We start from the raw sequence: 16,837 nt of genomic DNA on the forward strand, positions 1-16,837 counted from the left end.
ATGAGTGATATTCAGATCAAGAACATTTTTGTAGCAGGGCATCGCGGGATGGTCGGCGATGCTATCGTGCGTGGTTTGCAGAAGGATGCGAGCAATCGAATTTTGACAGCCACGCGCAGCGAACTTGATTTAACCAATCAATCGGCTGTAGCCAAATTCTTTGAGGAGAACAAGTTCGACCAGGTTTACCTGGCTGCCGCCAAGGTTGGAGGCATTCATGCCAATAATACCTATCCGGCCGACTTCATCTACGAAAACTTGGTCATTCAATCGAATGTTATTAATGCTGCCCATGTGAATGGCGTACAGCAGTTGCTGTTTTTAGGATCGTCTTGCATCTATCCGAAAAATGCCATTCAGCCCATGCCCGAAAGCGCTTTGCTATCCGGTCAACTGGAGCCGACGAATGAGCCGTATGCCATCGCGAAAATTGCTGGTATTAAATTGTGCGAAAGCTATAACCGCCAGTATGGTCGTGATTACCGCTCGGTCATGCCGACCAATTTGTACGGTCAAAACGATAATTTCCACTCGGAAAATAGCCATGTTATTCCAGCGCTGTTGCGTCGTTTTCACGAAGCGACAGTCGCTGCCGATGAAGAGGTCGTGGTATGGGGAAGTGGTACGCCGATGCGGGAATTCCTGCATGTCGATGATATGGCCGCGGCCAGTATTCATGTCATGAATCTGGATGGCGCCGCGTTGAAAGCCCTGACGCTGCCCATGCAAAGTCATATCAATGTCGGCACCGGCATCGATTGCACGATTCGCGAACTGGCGGAAACCATTGCGCGCGTCACCGGTTATCAGGGCCGCGTGGTATTTGACGCAAGCAAGCCCGACGGCACGCCACGCAAGTTGCTCGATGTCAGCCGCTTGAACAGCTTGGGTTGGAAAGCCTCGATCAGCCTGGAAGCGGGTTTGCGCGAGACGTACAAATGGTACGTCGCTAACATCTTGCAAGCGCGAAAGTAGTTTCTTGCCTGCACTTGCTTAGGTGCAGCAATAGATTTCCCTTGCACGCCTGCGAGGGAAATCGCCGGATCCAGATTTGATTTAAGAAAAATTATGAAAAGTGAAAGCCAGGTTAATCCCAAGCACGTGATCGGCATAGATATTTTGCGATTCATGGCTGCGATAATAGTGATGTGGTATCACTACGGTTTCTGGCTGGGGCTCGATCCCAACAAGGTAACAAGGAATGTCAGTCAGGGATTTTCCGGCTTTCCCGAAATTTATGATTATTCGCATTTCGGCTGGATTGGTGTGCAGGTATTTTTTGTCATTTCTGGTTTTGTCATCGCCTTTTCCGCACAGCGCGCTTCTTATTTTGAATTCTTTGTTAGTAGGGTGATTCGACTGGCGCCATGTGTGTGGATTTGCGCATCCATTACCCTATTTTTTCTGTTTTCCGTCGATGGTGGATTTCAACTGATCCTGCGTTATTTGCGCGCCATATTTTTCATCCCGTTCGGTCCTATGATCGACGCGTCTTACTGGACATTGGGAATGGAAATGGGATTTTATTCGATGATTTTCATGTTGTTATTTTTCGATAAATTCTCATGGATCAGAAATTTTGCCGTGTTGATCGGCTGTATCAGCGCCGCTTTCTGGTTCGCCACGTATCTGTCCGCCTTTTGGAATATCGAACAATTGTCGGCCATCTTGAAAAAAATAGGCGGAAAACGGATGTTCGCGCTGGTGCTCGTGCATCACGGTATCTTTTTCTCAATCGGAATTTTGTTGTGGAATCAAATCAAGCATGGCGGCTATAAAAATGCAAAATGGTTTGCCATCCTTGCCGCTGCGGGTTGTCTGCAAATTGTGGCGACTTCGAGGTCGCTGAATGTCGATTCCGACAAGGATTACACGGCCTATCTGACTTGTGGCATATGGCTTTTTTCCATAGTTTTCATCTATCTGTCAGCTCGCTTGAATCATCATTTTCACACCCTGCCGCAGCCGGTGCTGCGCGCCGCCAGGACGGCGGGCTTGATGACGTTTCCAATCTATCTGCTGCATCAGATGGCTGGAAGTATTGCCATGGGCTGGTTGATCAGCTTCGGTATGGGACGCTGGACTGCACTGGGCATCACAATGGTCGCAGTGATAGTTGTATCGTGGCTGGTGGCTATGAAACTCGAACCGCCTTTGCAGCGAGTGACCAAGGAATCGCTTTACAGAATGCGAAACGCCTACCGGCGGCTGTTCAATATAGCTTGAATGACTATACAAGGATGCCGACATGCCCGGCAACCTGTGACTGATTAGGCAATGGACGGCGCTTCTAGATTGCCAGGCTGACGATCAAGAAGCACCTGCGTGGCATACTGTCAGTGTTGCAAGACATTGATGCGGTAACGCCCGGAAATCCATGTGGCCGATTCCGGGTCTTAACGCCGCCAGCACGATTCGTGTTGCCAGTACATCTCGATCAGTGAGGACTCGCAGTTATCTGGCGGCGATCACACTGCAGGTGGGCCGATTTATTTCAATACTACTTCTTTTTCTTCCGCGATCTTTTTCTCAAACTCCGAGCGGATCTTATTATTGGCATCTTTTACGCCATCGCCGGAAAGGTTGTTTTCCCATTCCCAGATTCGCAACCAGATGCCTATTTCCATATGCCAGCGATAAAATGAATGCAGGAAACCAAGCATGCCAAAACGCCAACTTCCAAACCGTATGTAGCTGTTCAGGAACTGCTTGTTTGAATGTATGATCATTTTCAGCCACGAAAAGCGCGTCCCGGCGTCGTATTTTTGCTTTGCCAGCACGTCATTGTAGTTGGCATGGGTGCGCTCGGTGCGGGCGCAATCGTAGTCCCTGAACTGATAAAAATGACAGGTTTCATCGGTCACCAAGTTCAATACTCTGTCCGGAGCACAGACCATGCGTCCGCGATCATGAACCTGATTGCCGCTGTAGTCGACCGCTCCTTTTTTATAGAAGCGTAACTCTCCAGGAAAACCTTTGCGCGGTTGGCCGCTGATCGGAATCGGCTCTCCTGCGGTAATGCTGACTCGGAACGCACGTACCACGTCATGGGTGTTGCTTTTGGCGACGTCCGCATACCGTTGTAGTAGTGCTAACGGTATGAATTCACTGACGGATGCGATCAACAAGTAATCGGTGTCAATGGCCGCCTCTACCTTGTCCATCACCTCCGGAGTTTCAATGAACCCAGGATTCTTGATGCTTTTGTAGCGATGTCCAGCCGTCGTCAAACGCTCGCGCATGTCATCGGTACTGCAATTATCAATGACTATGATCGGAAATAAATCTTTGAAATTTTCGATGCATCGTAAAATACGTGCCGATTCATTGAACGCGAAAATACATACTGTAATGTTATTATTTAACACAAAGCCGCCTTTTGATAAAAATATTATGAGAGGCTATGATGCTCAGGATGGTGAGCTGGCCGGAAATTAATGCCGCAGCAATGAGCACTGGCAGCGATGCCGCTGGCACGGGACAGACCAGGATCAGCGCCGTAATAATGATGCCGCCTAAGGTGGCAATTGGTATGATCCAGAGCGGCTGGCCGGTGGCATTGCGATGATTGGTATGAATCCCGATCAGAGTATTGCCACCTTCGACCAATACTCCGACTGGTACCAAAAATACGTAGGGCATCAAATCGAGATGATTCGTGAAATGAAGAAAGACCCAACCGGCAGGCAGCGATGCCAGCGCCAGACCGATGATGCAGGCAACCGCAATCTTGAAATAGCGCGACGTTGCAGCGCCACGACTTGCATACTGTTTTGGGATCCATATCTGGCCTAGAATCGCCAGGCATGCGTTTGCGGCCGTACTGCCCAATGAACTCAGGAAGGAAACGGCGCCGATCAAGTCGGGGCGCTGGAAGGCATAATTGACATATGGACGATATCCCTGTAATTGCATCCAGTTCATCAGGCCGGAAGAACCGATAGGAATGATGTTTTTGATCAACTTTTTATAGCCGAAGAAATAGATACGGTTATCGCGCGTCATGTATCGATAAATCAGCCCGATGCCCATTGTCGCGGCCAGCAGCGCACCGATCGCATTGGCGGCAATGATGCTTTCGCCATTGTGAAAGCCGGCTTTGACCACGGCGATTGTTATCGACAGTCGCATTAGCTGTTCAAATAAATTCACCAGCGCCGATTTTGTGGCCATGCCTGAGAGTTGCAACAGGTTGCGCATCAGCGCGGACAGGAACGTCATGCTGGCAAGCGCTGCGCAAGCGATGCCGACGATGAGGCCGGTACCGCTGGTCGCATACATATACGCCGTGCCAAATGCTAATACCAGCAAAAACCCCGGTATCAGTATCAAGGAGGAATATTTAAAAAGTTCCGGCAGATTGATTGATTTTTTTTCCGATAAATCATGCAATACTCTTTGCAGCTGGTAATCCGCTCCGACGAAAATCAGCGCATTGGCCAGATAAGATAACGTGACGTAAAGATAGTACAGTCCAACCTGTTCGAGTGGTAGTTCACGCACCACGACAATGCTGATGGTGAGAGCCAGACCGGTGGCCACCACACGCATCAGTATTAATTTAAGCAGCTTGGTTTTTGCAAGAAGTTTATTGATCACTCGATTTGTCGCTTTTGTTTTAAAGATTATTTGTGACTGTTCAGCGGCTAAGTGGCGATCTGGATAGGATTGCCGGCAAAGGCGCGTTGCAGGACGGCGAGCATGCTGTGTCCTTGCTTGCGCAGCGTGTCGAGGCAGGAGCGGATGACGCAGAAGTGCTTGGCGCTGGCGACGGTGCGGAAACATCCCGAGATCTTCTGCTTGACCTGGGGTATGCGTACGGCGCGCTCGCCAACGTTGTTGGTGAACGGCACGGCCGGGTCGCTGATGAAGCACTGGCCCGGCGACTGCGTGGTTTCAGGATACAGCGCTTCGCCTTCCCGCACCAACGCGTCGTACACGGCGCGGAAGGCGGCCACATCGTCGGCATCGAGCGTGCGTTGTTGGCGCCGAGCAGCAATGGCGTCATCGACGTTGGTCTTGTGCAAGCCATCGGATGACGGCGGCTGGCTAGAGTTGCGGCTGCTCTTGCCGACTTCGATTCCAGTGCCTCCAGCTGTTGCAACAGTGTCAACACGACGCCCTCAAGCTCGCCGCGCGTGAGGGCGGAGAGGTCGGGAAGGGCGCTTTTTTTTTGCCATAGCCAGCATGATGAGCCAGCCTGAAAAAGTTGACAACTGTTTTTATGAAAAACGCTCATGTTGAACAGCTACAATTATTAATTTATTGATGGCCATTGTTGTTGCTTAGCCCATACAAAGTTTTAAGGCGTCGTGCCATTCCGGTAAACTGCAGAATGTGTTGATGAGGCGCTGTGACGACATCACGGAATTAGTCGGCCGTTTGGCTGGCACCGGGTAATCCTGCGCCAATATCGGTTTGAGCTTTGGCTTCTTCGTGACCGATGGATCAGCCATGATGGCTTCGGTGAATCCAAACCAGGTGGTGTTGCTCTGCGCCGTCAAATGATACAGGCCAGCACGCTCGTCCCACCATGCTTGCTGATCTGCCGCCACCAGGCTTTGCGCCACGATATGCGCCGTGGTATCGGCAATGGTGCGGCTCCACGTCGGTGCGCCGAACTGATCGGATACGATACTTAGTTCTTCGCGCTCCTTTGCCAGGCGCAGCATGGTCAACAGAAAGTTCTTGCCGTGCGTGCTATAGACCCAGCTGGTACGCAAGATCAAGTGTGCGATGCCGCTGGCCTGGATCGCCTGTTCGCCGGCCAGCTTGCTGCTGCCGTAGACATTGATCGGGCAGGTCGGATCGGTTTCGACGTAGGGACCATCTTTCGAGCCGTCGAACACGTAGTCGGTGCTGTAATGGATCATCGCGGCGCCCAGCTTTTTTGCCTCTTCCGCCATCACGCCCGGTGCTTCGCCATTGATGCGTAGCGCCATTTCAGGCTCGCTCTCGGCCTTATCGACAGCGGTGTAGGCCGCCGGATTGACGATCAGGGTCGGCTTGATGCGGCGGATCACGTCGCGTACCTGATCCAGATCGGCCAGGTCCATCTGGCTGCGGTCTAGCGCGATGATCTCTCCCAGACCTTGCAGGCTGCGTTCCAGTTCGTGGCCGACCTGGCCGGTTTTTCCTGTAATTAAGATACGGCTCATATGTGTTACCGTGAATGTTGGCGCGGCGGTGTTGCAGTGCTCAGGCGAAGACGTCTGCATTGGCCAGCAATGTGCCGACCTTGTCCTTGCCCGACAGTAGCGGTTCGCCGTCCAGCGGCCAGTCGATGCCGATCGCCGGGTCACTCCACAGGATGCTGCGCTCGAACTCCGGCGCCCAATAGTCGGTGGTCTTGTACAGGGACTCTGCGCTGTCGCTGGTCACCACGAAGCCGTGGGCGAAACCTTCAGGTATCCATAGCTGGCGTTTGTTGGCGGCCGACAGGACTACGCCAACCCAGTGGCTGAACGTCGGCGAGCTTTTGCGCAGGTCAACGACGACATCGAACACTGCGCCGGCGGTGACGCGTACCAATTTGCCTTGTGGCTGCTGGATCTGATAATGCAGGCCGCGCAAGACGCCCTTGGCCGACTTGGAATGATTGTCCTGCACGAAAGGTCGCGTAACGCCGGTCAGTTCGGCAAAGCGCTTCTGGTTAAAGCTTTCATAGAAAAAGCCGCGGTCGTCGCCGAACACGGTCGGTTCGAGTATCAGCACGTCAGGAATGGCTGTGGTCTGGATCTGCATGGTATTTCGGCATCGTATCAATTAGGTAGAAAGCGAAGCGCGACGCATCTCAGAATATCTTTTCGTTGAGCAAACGCAACAGATATTGACCATAGGCGTTCTTCTTCAACGGCAGGGCCAGTTGTTCCAGTTTGGTGCTGTCGATATATCCTTTGCGGTAGGCAATTTCCTCCGGGCAGGCAACTTTCAAACCTTGGCGATTTTCGATGGTGGCAATGAACTGTCCCGCTTCCAGCAAGGATTCATGTGTGCCAGTATCGAGCCAGGCCATGCCGCGCCCCATCAGTTGAACGTTCAACTGGCCGCGCTCCAGATAAGTGCGGTTGACATCTGTGATTTCCAGCTCGCCACGTGGTGACGGAGCGATGCCGGCGGCAATATCGCACACCTGGCTGTCATAGAAATACAGGCCGGTGACGGCGTAGTTCGATTTTGGCTTGAGCGGTTTTTCTTCGATGCTGACGGCGCGCCGTTGCTCATCGAAATCGACCACACCATAACGTTCCGGATCGTGTACATGATAGGCAAATACGGTGGAACCGCTGGTGCGTGCCGAGGCTTGCCGCAATTGCGTTTCGAAGTCGTGGCCGTAATAGATGTTGTCACCCAGGATCAGTGCCGATGGCGCATCGCCGACGAACTCTTTGCCAATAATGAACGCCTGTGCCAAGCCATCCGGGCTGGGCTGCACGGCATAGGTCAGGCTGATACCCCACTGGCTGCCATCACCGAGCAATTCCTGGAAGCGTGGCGTATCTTGTGGCGTGGAAATGATCAGGATGTCACGTATGCCGGCCAGCATCAGAGTGGTCAGCGGATAGTAAATCATCGGCTTGTCATACACGGGCAGCAGCTGCTTTGATACGGCCATGGTGACGGGGTACAGGCGCGTGCCGGAACCACCGGCCAGGATGATGCCTTTGCGTTCGATCGCTGCGCTCATCAGATTGCTTCCTTTGCCGCATCGCGTGCCGCATAGTTTTTTTCTACCCACGTCAGGTAGTCGCCCGACTGCACGTCGCGTACCCAGGCCTGGTTGTCCAGGTACCACTGCACCGTCTTGCGTATGCCCGTGGCAAAGGTTTCTGCCGGCTTCCAGCCCAGTTCGCGCTCGATCTTGCGTGCATCGATGGCGTAGCGGCGGTCGTGACCGGGGCGATCCTGTACATAGGTGATTTGTTCGCGATAGCTGCCGGACGCTTTCGGGTCCAGCGTATCGAGGATGTCGCACAGGGTATGCACGACTTCCAGATTGGCCATTTCATTCCAGCCGCCCACGTTGTAGACCTCGCCCAGACGTCCCGCTTCCAGCACGCGACGAATCGCCGCGCAATGGTCGCCCACATACAGCCAGTCGCGCACTTGCATGCCGTCACCATAGATCGGCAAGGGTTTACCGGCACGGGCGTTGCTGATGATGAGGGGAATCAGTTTTTCCGGGAAATGGAAAGAGCCATAGTTGTTCGAGCAGTTTGTCGTCAGTACTGGCATGCCATACGTATGGAAATAGGCGCGTACCAGATGGTCGGAGGCTGCTTTCGATGCCGAATAGGGGCTGTTTGGCGCATACGGCGTCGTTTCTGTGAATGGCGGATCTTGCGGACCCAGGGTGCCATAGACTTCATCGGTCGAGACGTGCAGGAAGCGGAAACCGTCCTTGGCCTCGCCCGTCAGGCCGGACCAATAGGCGCACGCGGCTTCGAGCAAGCTGAAAGTGCCGTTGACGTTGGTCGCAATGAATTCGCCGGGGCTATGGATCGAGCGGTCGACATGGCTTTCCGCCGCAAAATGCACGATGGCGCGTGGCTGGTGTTCTGCCAACAGGCGCGAGATATGGGCGGTATCGCAAATGTCTCCACGTACAAAAATATGCCGCGGGTCTTGCTCCAGGCTGGCCAGATTGCTGAGGTTGCCTGCGTAGGTCAGTTTGTCGAGGTTGATGACGGGCTCATCATTGAGCGCCAGCCAATCGCGTACAAAATTTGAACCGATGAAGCCGGCACCGCCGGTCACTAAAATCATGCTCTTATCCTTTTCTTGCCTTGCAAATTATTTAATTTTTTGGCTGTATTTTTGTTAATACGCGCCATCTTTCTTGAAGATGACTTTGACCGTTTTCAGCAAAATGACGATGTCATTGAACAGAGACCAATTCTTGACATACCAGGCGTCGAGATAGACGCGCGTATCGTAGCTGACATCGTTCCTGCCGCTCACTTGCCATAGACCCGTAACGCCGGGTCTGGCTTCCAGGTAATAGTCTACTTGGGGGCCATAACGCTCCAGTTCCGCATCGACCACGGGACGCGGCCCGACCAGGCTCATTTCGCCTTTCAGTACGTTCCATAGTTGCGGCAATTCATCCAGGCTGGTCCGGCGCAGGAAATGACCTATCGAGGTGATACGCGGGTCGTTTTTCAGCTTGAAATCACGGTCCCATTCGGCACGGGCGACCGGGTCGCGTTCCAGTAACTCTTTCAGCAGCACATCGGCATTCACGGCCATGGTGCGAAATTTATAGCAGAGGAAATGCTTGCCATTCTGGCCGACGCGTTTGTGGCCATAGAAGATGGGGCGGCCAGAGGCCATCACCTTGGCGGCGATCCACAGCAGGATGGGAGCGCCGACGATCATCACGGCGATCGACGTCGTCAGGTCAAAGCAGCGCTTGATCAGTTGCAAACCTGGTCGCGCCAGGTTGTTGCGCATGGTCAGCAGCAGCACCTCATGTGTAAAGAAATGATTGACCTCCATGCCATACAGGGGCAGGCCGCGTACGGCAGGTACCACTTGCATATTGGCAACGCAACGGCTGACTTGCTGGATCATGCCCTGATAGGCGTCAATGCCACCTTGCTCCAGGGCGACAACCGTATGCGGATTGCCCAGCAGCTTGAGCGTTTGCTCCGGGCTCTGGCCCAGCGGGATGCAGGGTACCGCTTGGTTGCTGCGGTTCACATAATGCTGTTCCAGGCGACCCTGGCCTTCCGGTATCAGGAAGGCAATCAGGCGATAGCCCATCAATGCTTCCTCATCGAAGGCACGCGCTGTTTGCAAGGCATTGTCGCCCCATCCGATGATGACCATGGGGCGTATCCAACCGCCCGATTTCATCAGCAGGTACTTGACGATGCCGCGCAGCAGCAAGACAAAGCATGGCACCAGCAGCCAGGTGGCCAATAGTGCTTCGCGCGAGGAGTCGCGCTTGTCGAGGAAGACCAGGGCCGCGTCGATCAGGCCCATGACCATGGCGATTTTCAGGAGTTCCTTGATTTCATTTGAGTACGGACGACGTTTGGCATGATGACCCTTCAGCTTGAAGATCGCCAGAGTGACCAGGCATAGCAGGCTGTAGCTGAGCAGGCGCGAACTATCCAGCCCGAAGCTGTTCAAGTCGGTGACATCGAGGGTCCATCTGCCAGCGAGCCAGAATGCCATGAACATGGCAAGTGCATCGGCAAAGGTGAGAAAGTATTTTTCTGCCCTGCTGCTGCAATACCATTTTAGCTCTTGTAGAAATATGCCTTCGATTGGTTTCATGATGACTTGCTCAACCTTATAAACTTCAGTGTGAATTCTTGCGGCGGCGCATGCGTGGAGATTGTGTATTTATTCGATCAGGCGCGGCCGTAGCGGTCTTCAAAGCGGACGATATCGTCTTCCCCAAGGTAGCTACCCGATTGAATTTCAATCAATTCCAGCGGTAGCTTGCCTGGATTGGCTAGAGAATGGACGACGCCCAGGGGGATATAGGTGGACTGGTTTTCAGTCAGCAGATATTCCTTGTCGCCATTGGTGATCTGGGCGGTGCCGGATACCACGATCCAGTGCTCGGCGCGGTGATGGTGCATTTGCAGCGACAGTTTGGCGCCCGGCTTGACTGTGATGCGCTTGACCTGGAAGCGCTCGCCGTTGCCGATGGAGTCGTACGATCCCCACGGTCGGAACACTTCGCGGTGCATGGTCGCTTCAGCACGGTCCTTGGCAATCAACTGCGCCACCAGGGTCTTGGTATGTTGCGCCTGATCCGCATCCATGACCAGCACGGCATCCGCCGTTTCCACGATGACGGTATTGCGCATGCCGATGGCGGTCACCAGGCGGCTATTCCCATGCACCAGGCAATCATTGCAATCCTGCATCAACACATCGCCTTGGACGCTATTGTTGTTGGCGTCTTTTTTTGCCACGTCGAGTACGGCTTTCCACGAGCCGATATCGTTCCAGCCGGCGTCGAGCGCGATGGTGGCCGCATGGCTGGTGCGCTCCATGACGGCGTAATCGACGGCGATATCGGGACTGGCGGCGTAGGCATCGTGGTCCAGGCGGATGAAATCGAGGTCGCTTTTCGCCTTGGCCAGCGCTTCCCTGCACGCCGCGACGACGGCAGGCTGAAAGCGTTCAAGTTCTTCCAGGTAACGGCTGGCGCGGAATACAAACATTCCACTGTTCCAGAAATAATCGCCGCTGGCAATATATTGCTCAGCCAGCGCCAGGGCCGGCTTCTCGACGAATTCGACAATACGCTGAGCCTGACCAACTGCGCCACCCTCGGCGCGGATGTAGCCGTAGCCTGTCTCCGGTCCGGTCGGGGTAATGCCGAAGGTGAGCAAGTTGCCTTGCTCTGCAGCATCGCGCGCCAGGCTGATGGCACGGTGGAACGCTGGAGTATCCAAAATGACATGATCGGAAGGAAGGACCAACAGGATGGGGTCGTCGCCGTTTTCCATGGCTTGCAGCGCCGCAGTGGCAATGGCCGGCGCCGTATTGCGGCGCATCGGTTCAAGCACCATGCGGGCATTGTTCAGGCCTATCTCACGTAACTGTTCCGCAACAATGAAACGCGCCGATTCATTGCATACCAGCAAAGCCGGCGCCAAGGCCTCGATACCGGCAAGCCGTTGCAGCGTTTGCTGCAACATGCTGGTCTCGCCGGACAAACGCAAAAACTGTTTAGGGTAGCCTTCGCGCGACAGGGGCCACAAGCGTGTGCCGGAACCACCACAAAGAATCACTGGTACAAGGGGAATGTTCATCTACGCATCAATTCAAAATTAAAACAGCTTCGCCAAATGGGAACTGAGTCGTTAGTCGCTCGCAAAAAGCGATTATTGTTTTACTCAATTTTCATGCATGCGCAAGGCGTGCAAAAATTAGTATTGGTAAAGATAAAATATTTCAAAAAGGTATTATTTTAATGAATTATAGGAATCTACGTGTTTCTTCTCACCGTCTCGAATGTTGACGTTGACAGCGAGGTGCCTTGGCGACCCATGCATTGTAATTTGCTTGGCAGCTATAACTACTCAACGGGAAAGCGTTTCCAGCAAAAAAGCAACAAAAATGCAGGCGGCACTCATGCTGAGGATGAGCACAGCCGCTGCTGCACAGTCCTTGGCGATCTTGATGCTGGGGTGCAGGCCAGGATGCAGGTGATCAATCAAGTGTTCAAGCGCCGTATTGAACAGTTCAGCTGCCAGCACCAGGCCACAGTTGAGTAGCAGCAGTGCCCACCAGATCATTGCCGGCTTGCTCCAGGCGAGCACGATCACGACAATGAGGGCGGCAAGGCATTGCAGCCGGAAGCTCGATTCCATGCGGAAGGCGGCGCTCAAGCCTTGCAGGGCAAATCCCATGCGCATATGGAAAGGCTGGTTTTTCATTAGCTTTATAGGATTGGCCGGGGAATCTCATGTCCCTGACGGTTCGGTGCTTTTTCTGAAAACAGATGCGTATCGCTCGCACATGGAGAGAAACAGGCATCAGGTATAGGAAAGACTGGCGTAAACAGCGCGCGCGTCATTGACGAAAAATAAAAAGCCCGTTTTCAAGAAAATGAAAAAGGGCTTTTATCGAGGAAGTGGCGCTGCGTATGACAAGGCCAGCTTCTCGTGAGACCAGGCCAGCGTTGTGCGGCTTGACATCAGCCCGCTGGCTTGGCCTTGTCTGTCTCAGCCAAAAGCATCGACAGATTACTTGGCGTGGCTTGGGGTGGTGTGTGCGGTGGTCGAGTCCGAGCTTGCTGCACCGGCCACAACGGCAACTGCTGCGCCGATGGCGATCAGGGCGCTCGTGCTCAGGCCGGCAACAGTGCCGCCGGCAGCTGCACCAGTTGCACCAGCTGCTGGTGCAGCTGCTGGTGGAACAGGTGCGCCACCAACTGGTGCCGTCGTTTGAGCCATGGCTTGTGCGGAAGCGAAGCACAGGATTGCCGAAGCGATCAGAATTTTCTTCATGGGATATCCTTTTAGGTTGAACAGCGGGAATGCTAAACTGTCACACGATTGTAGCAACATTTCTCTGGACAGTCTGCCTGCACAGTCCATACCGATAATAATTTGTTCTATTTTAGCTGCATACCAGACCATTCATAGTGTCTCGCTGCCGAGATGTTGCTATGAATCAACAAGAACGGCATCGTGCAGAGACAGCAGTCTATGTTTTTTTGTGAGATATTGCGAGAATTCCTGATGAATTCGAAAGCGATCCACAAGTTTGCCAAGTCCTTGCCATCCCGCGTAAAATGCAGGCTTCGCGGGTGTAGCTCAATGGTAGAGCAGAAGCTTCCCAAGCTTACGACGAGGGTTCGATTCCCTTCACCCGCTCCATTTTTCGCTGGCGCCTGATTTTATGCGGCGCGGCCACTTATTTCTTCATTCCCATGTCTTCTGATACCCCAGCAAACGGCCCGGCGCGGCCGATGATGTACGATCCGACCGAACACCGCATCCGCAGCTTCGTGACACGCGCGGGACGGCTGTCTGTCGCGCAGGCGCGCGCGCTTGAGACCTTGGGGCCGCAGTTCCTGTTGCCTTTCGCCAAGGAATCGATGGACTTCGAACAGGTGTTTGGCCGCAAGGCACCGGTCATCCTGGAAATCGGTTTTGGCATGGGGGCGACGACGGCGCATATCGCCAAGGCCATGCCGGAGAAGGATTTTATCGGCGTTGAAGTGCATACGCCCGGTGTCGGCAGTCTGTTGAAACTGATCGGCGAAGAGTCGCTGACGAATCTGCGCCTGCTGCAGCACGATGCCGTGGAAGTGCTGACGCACATGATTCCTGCCAATTCGCTGGCCGGTATCCACGTGTTTTTCCCTGATCCATGGCACAAGGCGCGCCACAACAAGCGCCGCCTGATCCAGGCGCCGTTCGTCAAGCAATTGACCGATCGCCTGGCGCCGGGCGGCTATCTGCATTGCGCCACCGATTGGGAAGATTACGCGGTGCAAATGCTCGATGTGCTGGGCGCCGAGCCGCAGTTGCACAATAGCGCCGATGCTTATGCACCGCAGCCAGCATATCGTCCGCTGACCAAGTTTGAAAACCGTGGCTTGAAGCTGGGTCATGGCGTGTGGGATCTGGTTTTCATCAAGAAATAAATTCTCTTTGGCGGTTTCACCACCTGTGCCGTTTGCACGAGAACAAGCCTGCCGCGGCGACGCCGCAGGCTTTATTCATGCGCGCTGGCTAGGCACGGTGGGGGAATTACGCTAGTCTTATCTTTTTGTATTGATTGATATTATGTCCAAGAAAATACTCGTCACCGGCGCATCCGGTTTCATCGGCTCGCATACGTGCGTCGAATTGCTGGCTGCCGGCTTTGATGTGGTCGCGGTGGATAATCTGTGCAATAGCGCGCGCGAAGCCATGGCGCGCGTGGAGCGCATTGCCGGCAAAAGCGTGCCCTTCTACGAGGCTGACGTACGCGACCGCGTGGCCATGGCCACCGTATTGCGCGAGCACGCCATCGATGCGGTGATCCATTTTGCGGGCTTGAAGGCGGTGGGCGAATCCGTGGCGCAGCCACTGATGTATATGGATAACAATGTGTCGGGCACCGTGGCGCTGCTGGAAGTGCTGGCGGCGGCGAATGTGAAGCGTTTTGTGTTCAGCTCGTCGGCCACCGTGTACGGCGACCCGGAAGCCTTGCCGATCCTGGAATCGTCACGCCTGTCCGTGACCAACCCATATGGCCGCTCGAAGCTGATGGTCGAGCAGATCCTGGCCGATGTCGTGCATGCCGACGCCCAGTGGCAAGTCGGTGTGCTGCGCTATTTCAATCCGGTTGGCGCGCATGCCAGCGGCTTGATCGGTGAAGATCCGGCCGGCATTCCGAATAACCTGATGCCCTTCATCGCCCAGGTGGCAGTGGGCCGCCGCGAGCGCCTGGCCGTCTTCGGCAACGACTACGCTACGCCCGATGGCACGGGCGTGCGCGACTACATCCACGTGGTCGACCTGGCGCTGGGCCATGTGGCGGCGTTGCACCGCCTGTTTTCCACGGACGGTGGCTTTACCGTCAACCTGGGCACGGGTCACGGCTACAGCGTGCTCGATACCGTGCGTGCCTTCGAAGCGGCCAGCGGCCGCAAGGTCCCCTACGACATCGTGCCGCGCCGCCCCGGCGACATCGCCAGCTGCTATGCCTCGGCCGACAAGGCGAAGCAATTGCTGGGCTGGCAAGCGCAGAAAAACATCGACGACATGTGCACCGACCACTGGCGCTGGCAGCACCAGAATCCGCAAGGTTATTCAGCCTGACGCAAGGCCGGCGCGCATAAAAAAATCCCGCTCACACAAAAATGTGGCGGGATTTTTTTTAGAGCGCCAGCAAACCAATGGCGCTTGAAAAATGTCTGGGGCGAGGCGAAGCAACAACGCCCCAGGCATTTTCTCAGGCAGCCATTATGGGTACAGGCCACGCACTTCGCGCGCCTGCAGCACGCGCGTGCACGCCAGGATGAAGGTGGCGGTACGCATCGACACTTTCTTCTCTTGCGACACTTGCCATACCGCGTCGAACGCTTCGCGCATGATGCGGGTCAGGCGGCTGTTGATTTCTTCCTCCGTCCAGAAGAAGCTCGAGAAGTTCTGTGCCCACTCGAAGTAGCTGACGGTCACGCCGCCGGCGTTGGCCAGCACGTCCGGCACGATCAATACGCCACGGTCGGTCAGGATGTCGTCCGCTGCCGGCAGGGTCGGGCCGTTGGCGCCTTCCAGGATGATCTTGGCGCGGATGACTTGTGCGCGTTCGGCCGTGATCTGCTGTTCCAGCGCGGCCGGGATCAGGATGTCGCAATCGATGCCCCAGAAATCTTCGCGTGGCACGAATGCCTCGGCGCCCGGGAAGCCTTCGACGCTGCCCACTTCGGCCACGTGTGCCAGCAATTGCGGGATGTTCAAGCCGCCGGCATGCACCACGGTGGTCTTGTGGTCTTGTACCGCGACGATTTTCGAACCGGCTTCCGCGAACATGCGTGCGGCGACGCCGCCCACGTTGCCGAAACCTTGCACGATGACTTTCGCGCCTTCGAGCGACATGCCGACCTTGGCGGCCGCATCGCAACCGACGACGAACACGCCGCGGCCCGTCGCATCGCGGCGACCCAGGCTGCCGCCCAGCGAGATCGGCTTGCCCGTCACTACGCCGGTCGACATATTGCCGCCGATCATGGCATAGCTGTCCATCATCCACGCCATGACTTGTTCATTCGTGTTGACGTCCGGCGCCGGAATATCCTTGTTCGGTCCGATGATCATGCTGATCTCGCTCGTGTAGCGGCGCGTCAGGCGCTGCAACTCGTTGCGCGACAGGGTCTTCGGATCGACGCGGATACCGCCCTTGGCGCCGCCGTATGGCACGTTGACCGCGGCGTTCTTGACCGTCATCCAGGCCGACAGGGCCATCACTTCCGACAGGGTCACGTCCTGGTGGAAGCGCACGCCGCCCTTGCCTGGGCCGCGCGACAGGTTGTGCTGCACGCGGTAGCCTTCGTAGTGGGCAATGCTGCCGTCATCGCGCTCGATGGGCACGTCGACCGTCAGGATGCGCTTTGGACGCTTCAGCGTTTCCACCCAGCGCGACAGGTTGCCCAGGTACGGCGTAACGCGGTCGATCTGCTCGAGGTAGACGCCCCATGGGCCCAGGTCTTCAGGATTGAGGTAGGAAGGAAGTGCGTGCTTGCTGGTCATGCTTGATAAGCTCCTGACAATACGAATACGTTAGAGGCACAGCCGAGATGCAGCTGCGCGCAGCGGAACCGCATCGTAGGCGATAGCCTCATGCCCCGGCCAATGCTTTGTGCGCATCC

Annotated in this window: 16 protein-coding genes and 1 tRNA gene; 5 read left to right on the forward strand and 12 right to left on the reverse strand. The window is 55.1% G+C overall.

Going from position 1 to position 16,837, the window contains the following annotated elements:
• Both K0F86_RS00780 and K0F86_RS00785 read left to right on the forward strand, forming a co-directional pair.
• Window positions 1-975 (forward strand): GDP-L-fucose synthase, encoded by a 975-nt coding sequence (locus tag K0F86_RS00780; RefSeq protein ID WP_306823170.1) that lies wholly within the window; start codon window positions 1-3, stop codon window positions 973-975.
• 93 nt (window positions 976-1,068) lie between these two features.
• Window positions 1,069-2,226, forward strand: a complete 1,158-nt coding sequence (locus K0F86_RS00785; protein WP_219132509.1) for an acyltransferase — start codon at window positions 1,069-1,071, stop codon at window positions 2,224-2,226.
• 263 nt (window positions 2,227-2,489) lie between these two features.
• Here the strand turns inward: K0F86_RS00785 and K0F86_RS00790 are convergent, their stop codons facing one another.
• The 11 genes from K0F86_RS00790 to K0F86_RS00840 all read right to left on the reverse strand — a co-directional run bounded on the left by K0F86_RS00790 (window position 2,490) and on the right by K0F86_RS00840 (window position 13,112).
• Complete coding sequence (locus K0F86_RS00790) at window positions 2,490-3,368, reverse strand: glycosyltransferase (RefSeq protein ID WP_219132510.1); 879 nt, start codon at window positions 3,366-3,368, stop codon at window positions 2,490-2,492.
• Window positions 3,358-4,599, reverse strand: a complete 1,242-nt coding sequence (locus K0F86_RS00795) for a hypothetical protein (RefSeq protein WP_219132511.1) — start codon at window positions 4,597-4,599, stop codon at window positions 3,358-3,360. The genes K0F86_RS00790 and K0F86_RS00795 overlap by 11 nt, the downstream gene beginning before the upstream one ends.
• A 47-nt stretch (window positions 4,600-4,646) precedes the next feature.
• Complete coding sequence (locus K0F86_RS00800; protein WP_374197252.1) at window positions 4,647-5,027, reverse strand: transposase; 381 nt, start codon at window positions 5,025-5,027, stop codon at window positions 4,647-4,649.
• 258 nt (window positions 5,028-5,285) lie between these two features.
• The gene (rfbD, locus tag K0F86_RS00805) at window positions 5,286-6,158 is read right to left on the reverse strand and encodes a dTDP-4-dehydrorhamnose reductase (RefSeq protein ID WP_219132512.1); all 873 of its coding nucleotides are present in this window, start codon (window positions 6,156-6,158) and stop codon (window positions 5,286-5,288) included.
• Between the two features lie 40 nt (window positions 6,159-6,198).
• Window positions 6,199-6,744: a dTDP-4-dehydrorhamnose 3,5-epimerase gene (rfbC, locus tag K0F86_RS00810; protein WP_219132513.1), complete on the reverse strand. Its 546-nt coding sequence runs from the start codon at window positions 6,742-6,744 to the stop codon at window positions 6,199-6,201.
• A gap of 49 nt (window positions 6,745-6,793) precedes the next feature.
• Window positions 6,794-7,687, reverse strand: a complete 894-nt coding sequence (gene rfbA / locus K0F86_RS00815; protein WP_219132514.1) for a glucose-1-phosphate thymidylyltransferase RfbA — start codon at window positions 7,685-7,687, stop codon at window positions 6,794-6,796.
• Window positions 7,687-8,766 carry a dTDP-glucose 4,6-dehydratase gene (gene rfbB / locus K0F86_RS00820; RefSeq protein WP_219132515.1) on the reverse strand — a complete coding sequence of 360 codons (1,080 nt, stop codon included), beginning with the start codon at window positions 8,764-8,766 and terminating at the stop codon, window positions 7,687-7,689. Before rfbB ends, rfbA begins: the two co-directional genes overlap by 1 nt.
• A gap of 54 nt (window positions 8,767-8,820) precedes the next feature.
• Window positions 8,821-10,284, reverse strand: coding sequence for an undecaprenyl-phosphate galactose phosphotransferase WbaP (gene wbaP / locus K0F86_RS00825; protein WP_257571927.1), 1,464 nt, complete (start codon window positions 10,282-10,284; stop codon window positions 8,821-8,823).
• Window positions 10,285-10,361: 77 nt separating this feature from the next.
• Complete coding sequence (locus K0F86_RS00830; RefSeq protein ID WP_219132517.1) at window positions 10,362-11,780, reverse strand: mannose-1-phosphate guanylyltransferase/mannose-6-phosphate isomerase; 1,419 nt, start codon at window positions 11,778-11,780, stop codon at window positions 10,362-10,364.
• A 270-nt stretch (window positions 11,781-12,050) separates the two neighbouring features.
• Complete coding sequence (locus K0F86_RS00835; RefSeq protein WP_219132518.1) at window positions 12,051-12,407, reverse strand: diacylglycerol kinase; 357 nt, start codon at window positions 12,405-12,407, stop codon at window positions 12,051-12,053.
• 309 nt (window positions 12,408-12,716) lie between these two features.
• Entirely contained in the window at window positions 12,717-13,112 is a 396-nt protein-coding gene (locus K0F86_RS00840; RefSeq protein ID WP_219132519.1) for a hypothetical protein, read from the reverse strand.
• 166 nt (window positions 13,113-13,278) lie between these two features.
• Here K0F86_RS00840 and K0F86_RS00845 point away from each other — a divergent pair.
• The 3 genes from K0F86_RS00845 (at window position 13,279) to galE (ending at window position 15,287) form a co-directional block, all read left to right on the forward strand.
• Window positions 13,279-13,352: transfer RNA gene (locus tag K0F86_RS00845), tRNA-Gly, on the forward strand.
• 92 nt (window positions 13,353-13,444) lie between these two features.
• Window positions 13,445-14,125, forward strand: coding sequence for a tRNA (guanosine(46)-N7)-methyltransferase TrmB (trmB, locus tag K0F86_RS00850; protein ID WP_219132923.1), 681 nt, complete (start codon window positions 13,445-13,447; stop codon window positions 14,123-14,125).
• A 142-nt stretch (window positions 14,126-14,267) separates the two neighbouring features.
• Complete coding sequence (gene galE, locus K0F86_RS00855; protein ID WP_219132520.1) at window positions 14,268-15,287, forward strand: UDP-glucose 4-epimerase GalE; 1,020 nt, start codon at window positions 14,268-14,270, stop codon at window positions 15,285-15,287.
• A gap of 144 nt (window positions 15,288-15,431) precedes the next feature.
• Here galE and K0F86_RS00860 read toward each other — a convergent pair whose 3' ends face one another.
• A complete protein-coding gene (locus K0F86_RS00860; protein WP_071075270.1) occupies window positions 15,432-16,718 on the reverse strand; it encodes a Glu/Leu/Phe/Val dehydrogenase in 1,287 nt (428 codons plus the stop codon).
• Window positions 16,719-16,837: the final 119 nt, after the last annotated feature.

Source organism: Janthinobacterium sp. UMAB-60, assembly GCF_900095235.1.
Lineage (GTDB): Bacteria > Pseudomonadota > Gammaproteobacteria > Burkholderiales > Burkholderiaceae_D > Janthinobacterium.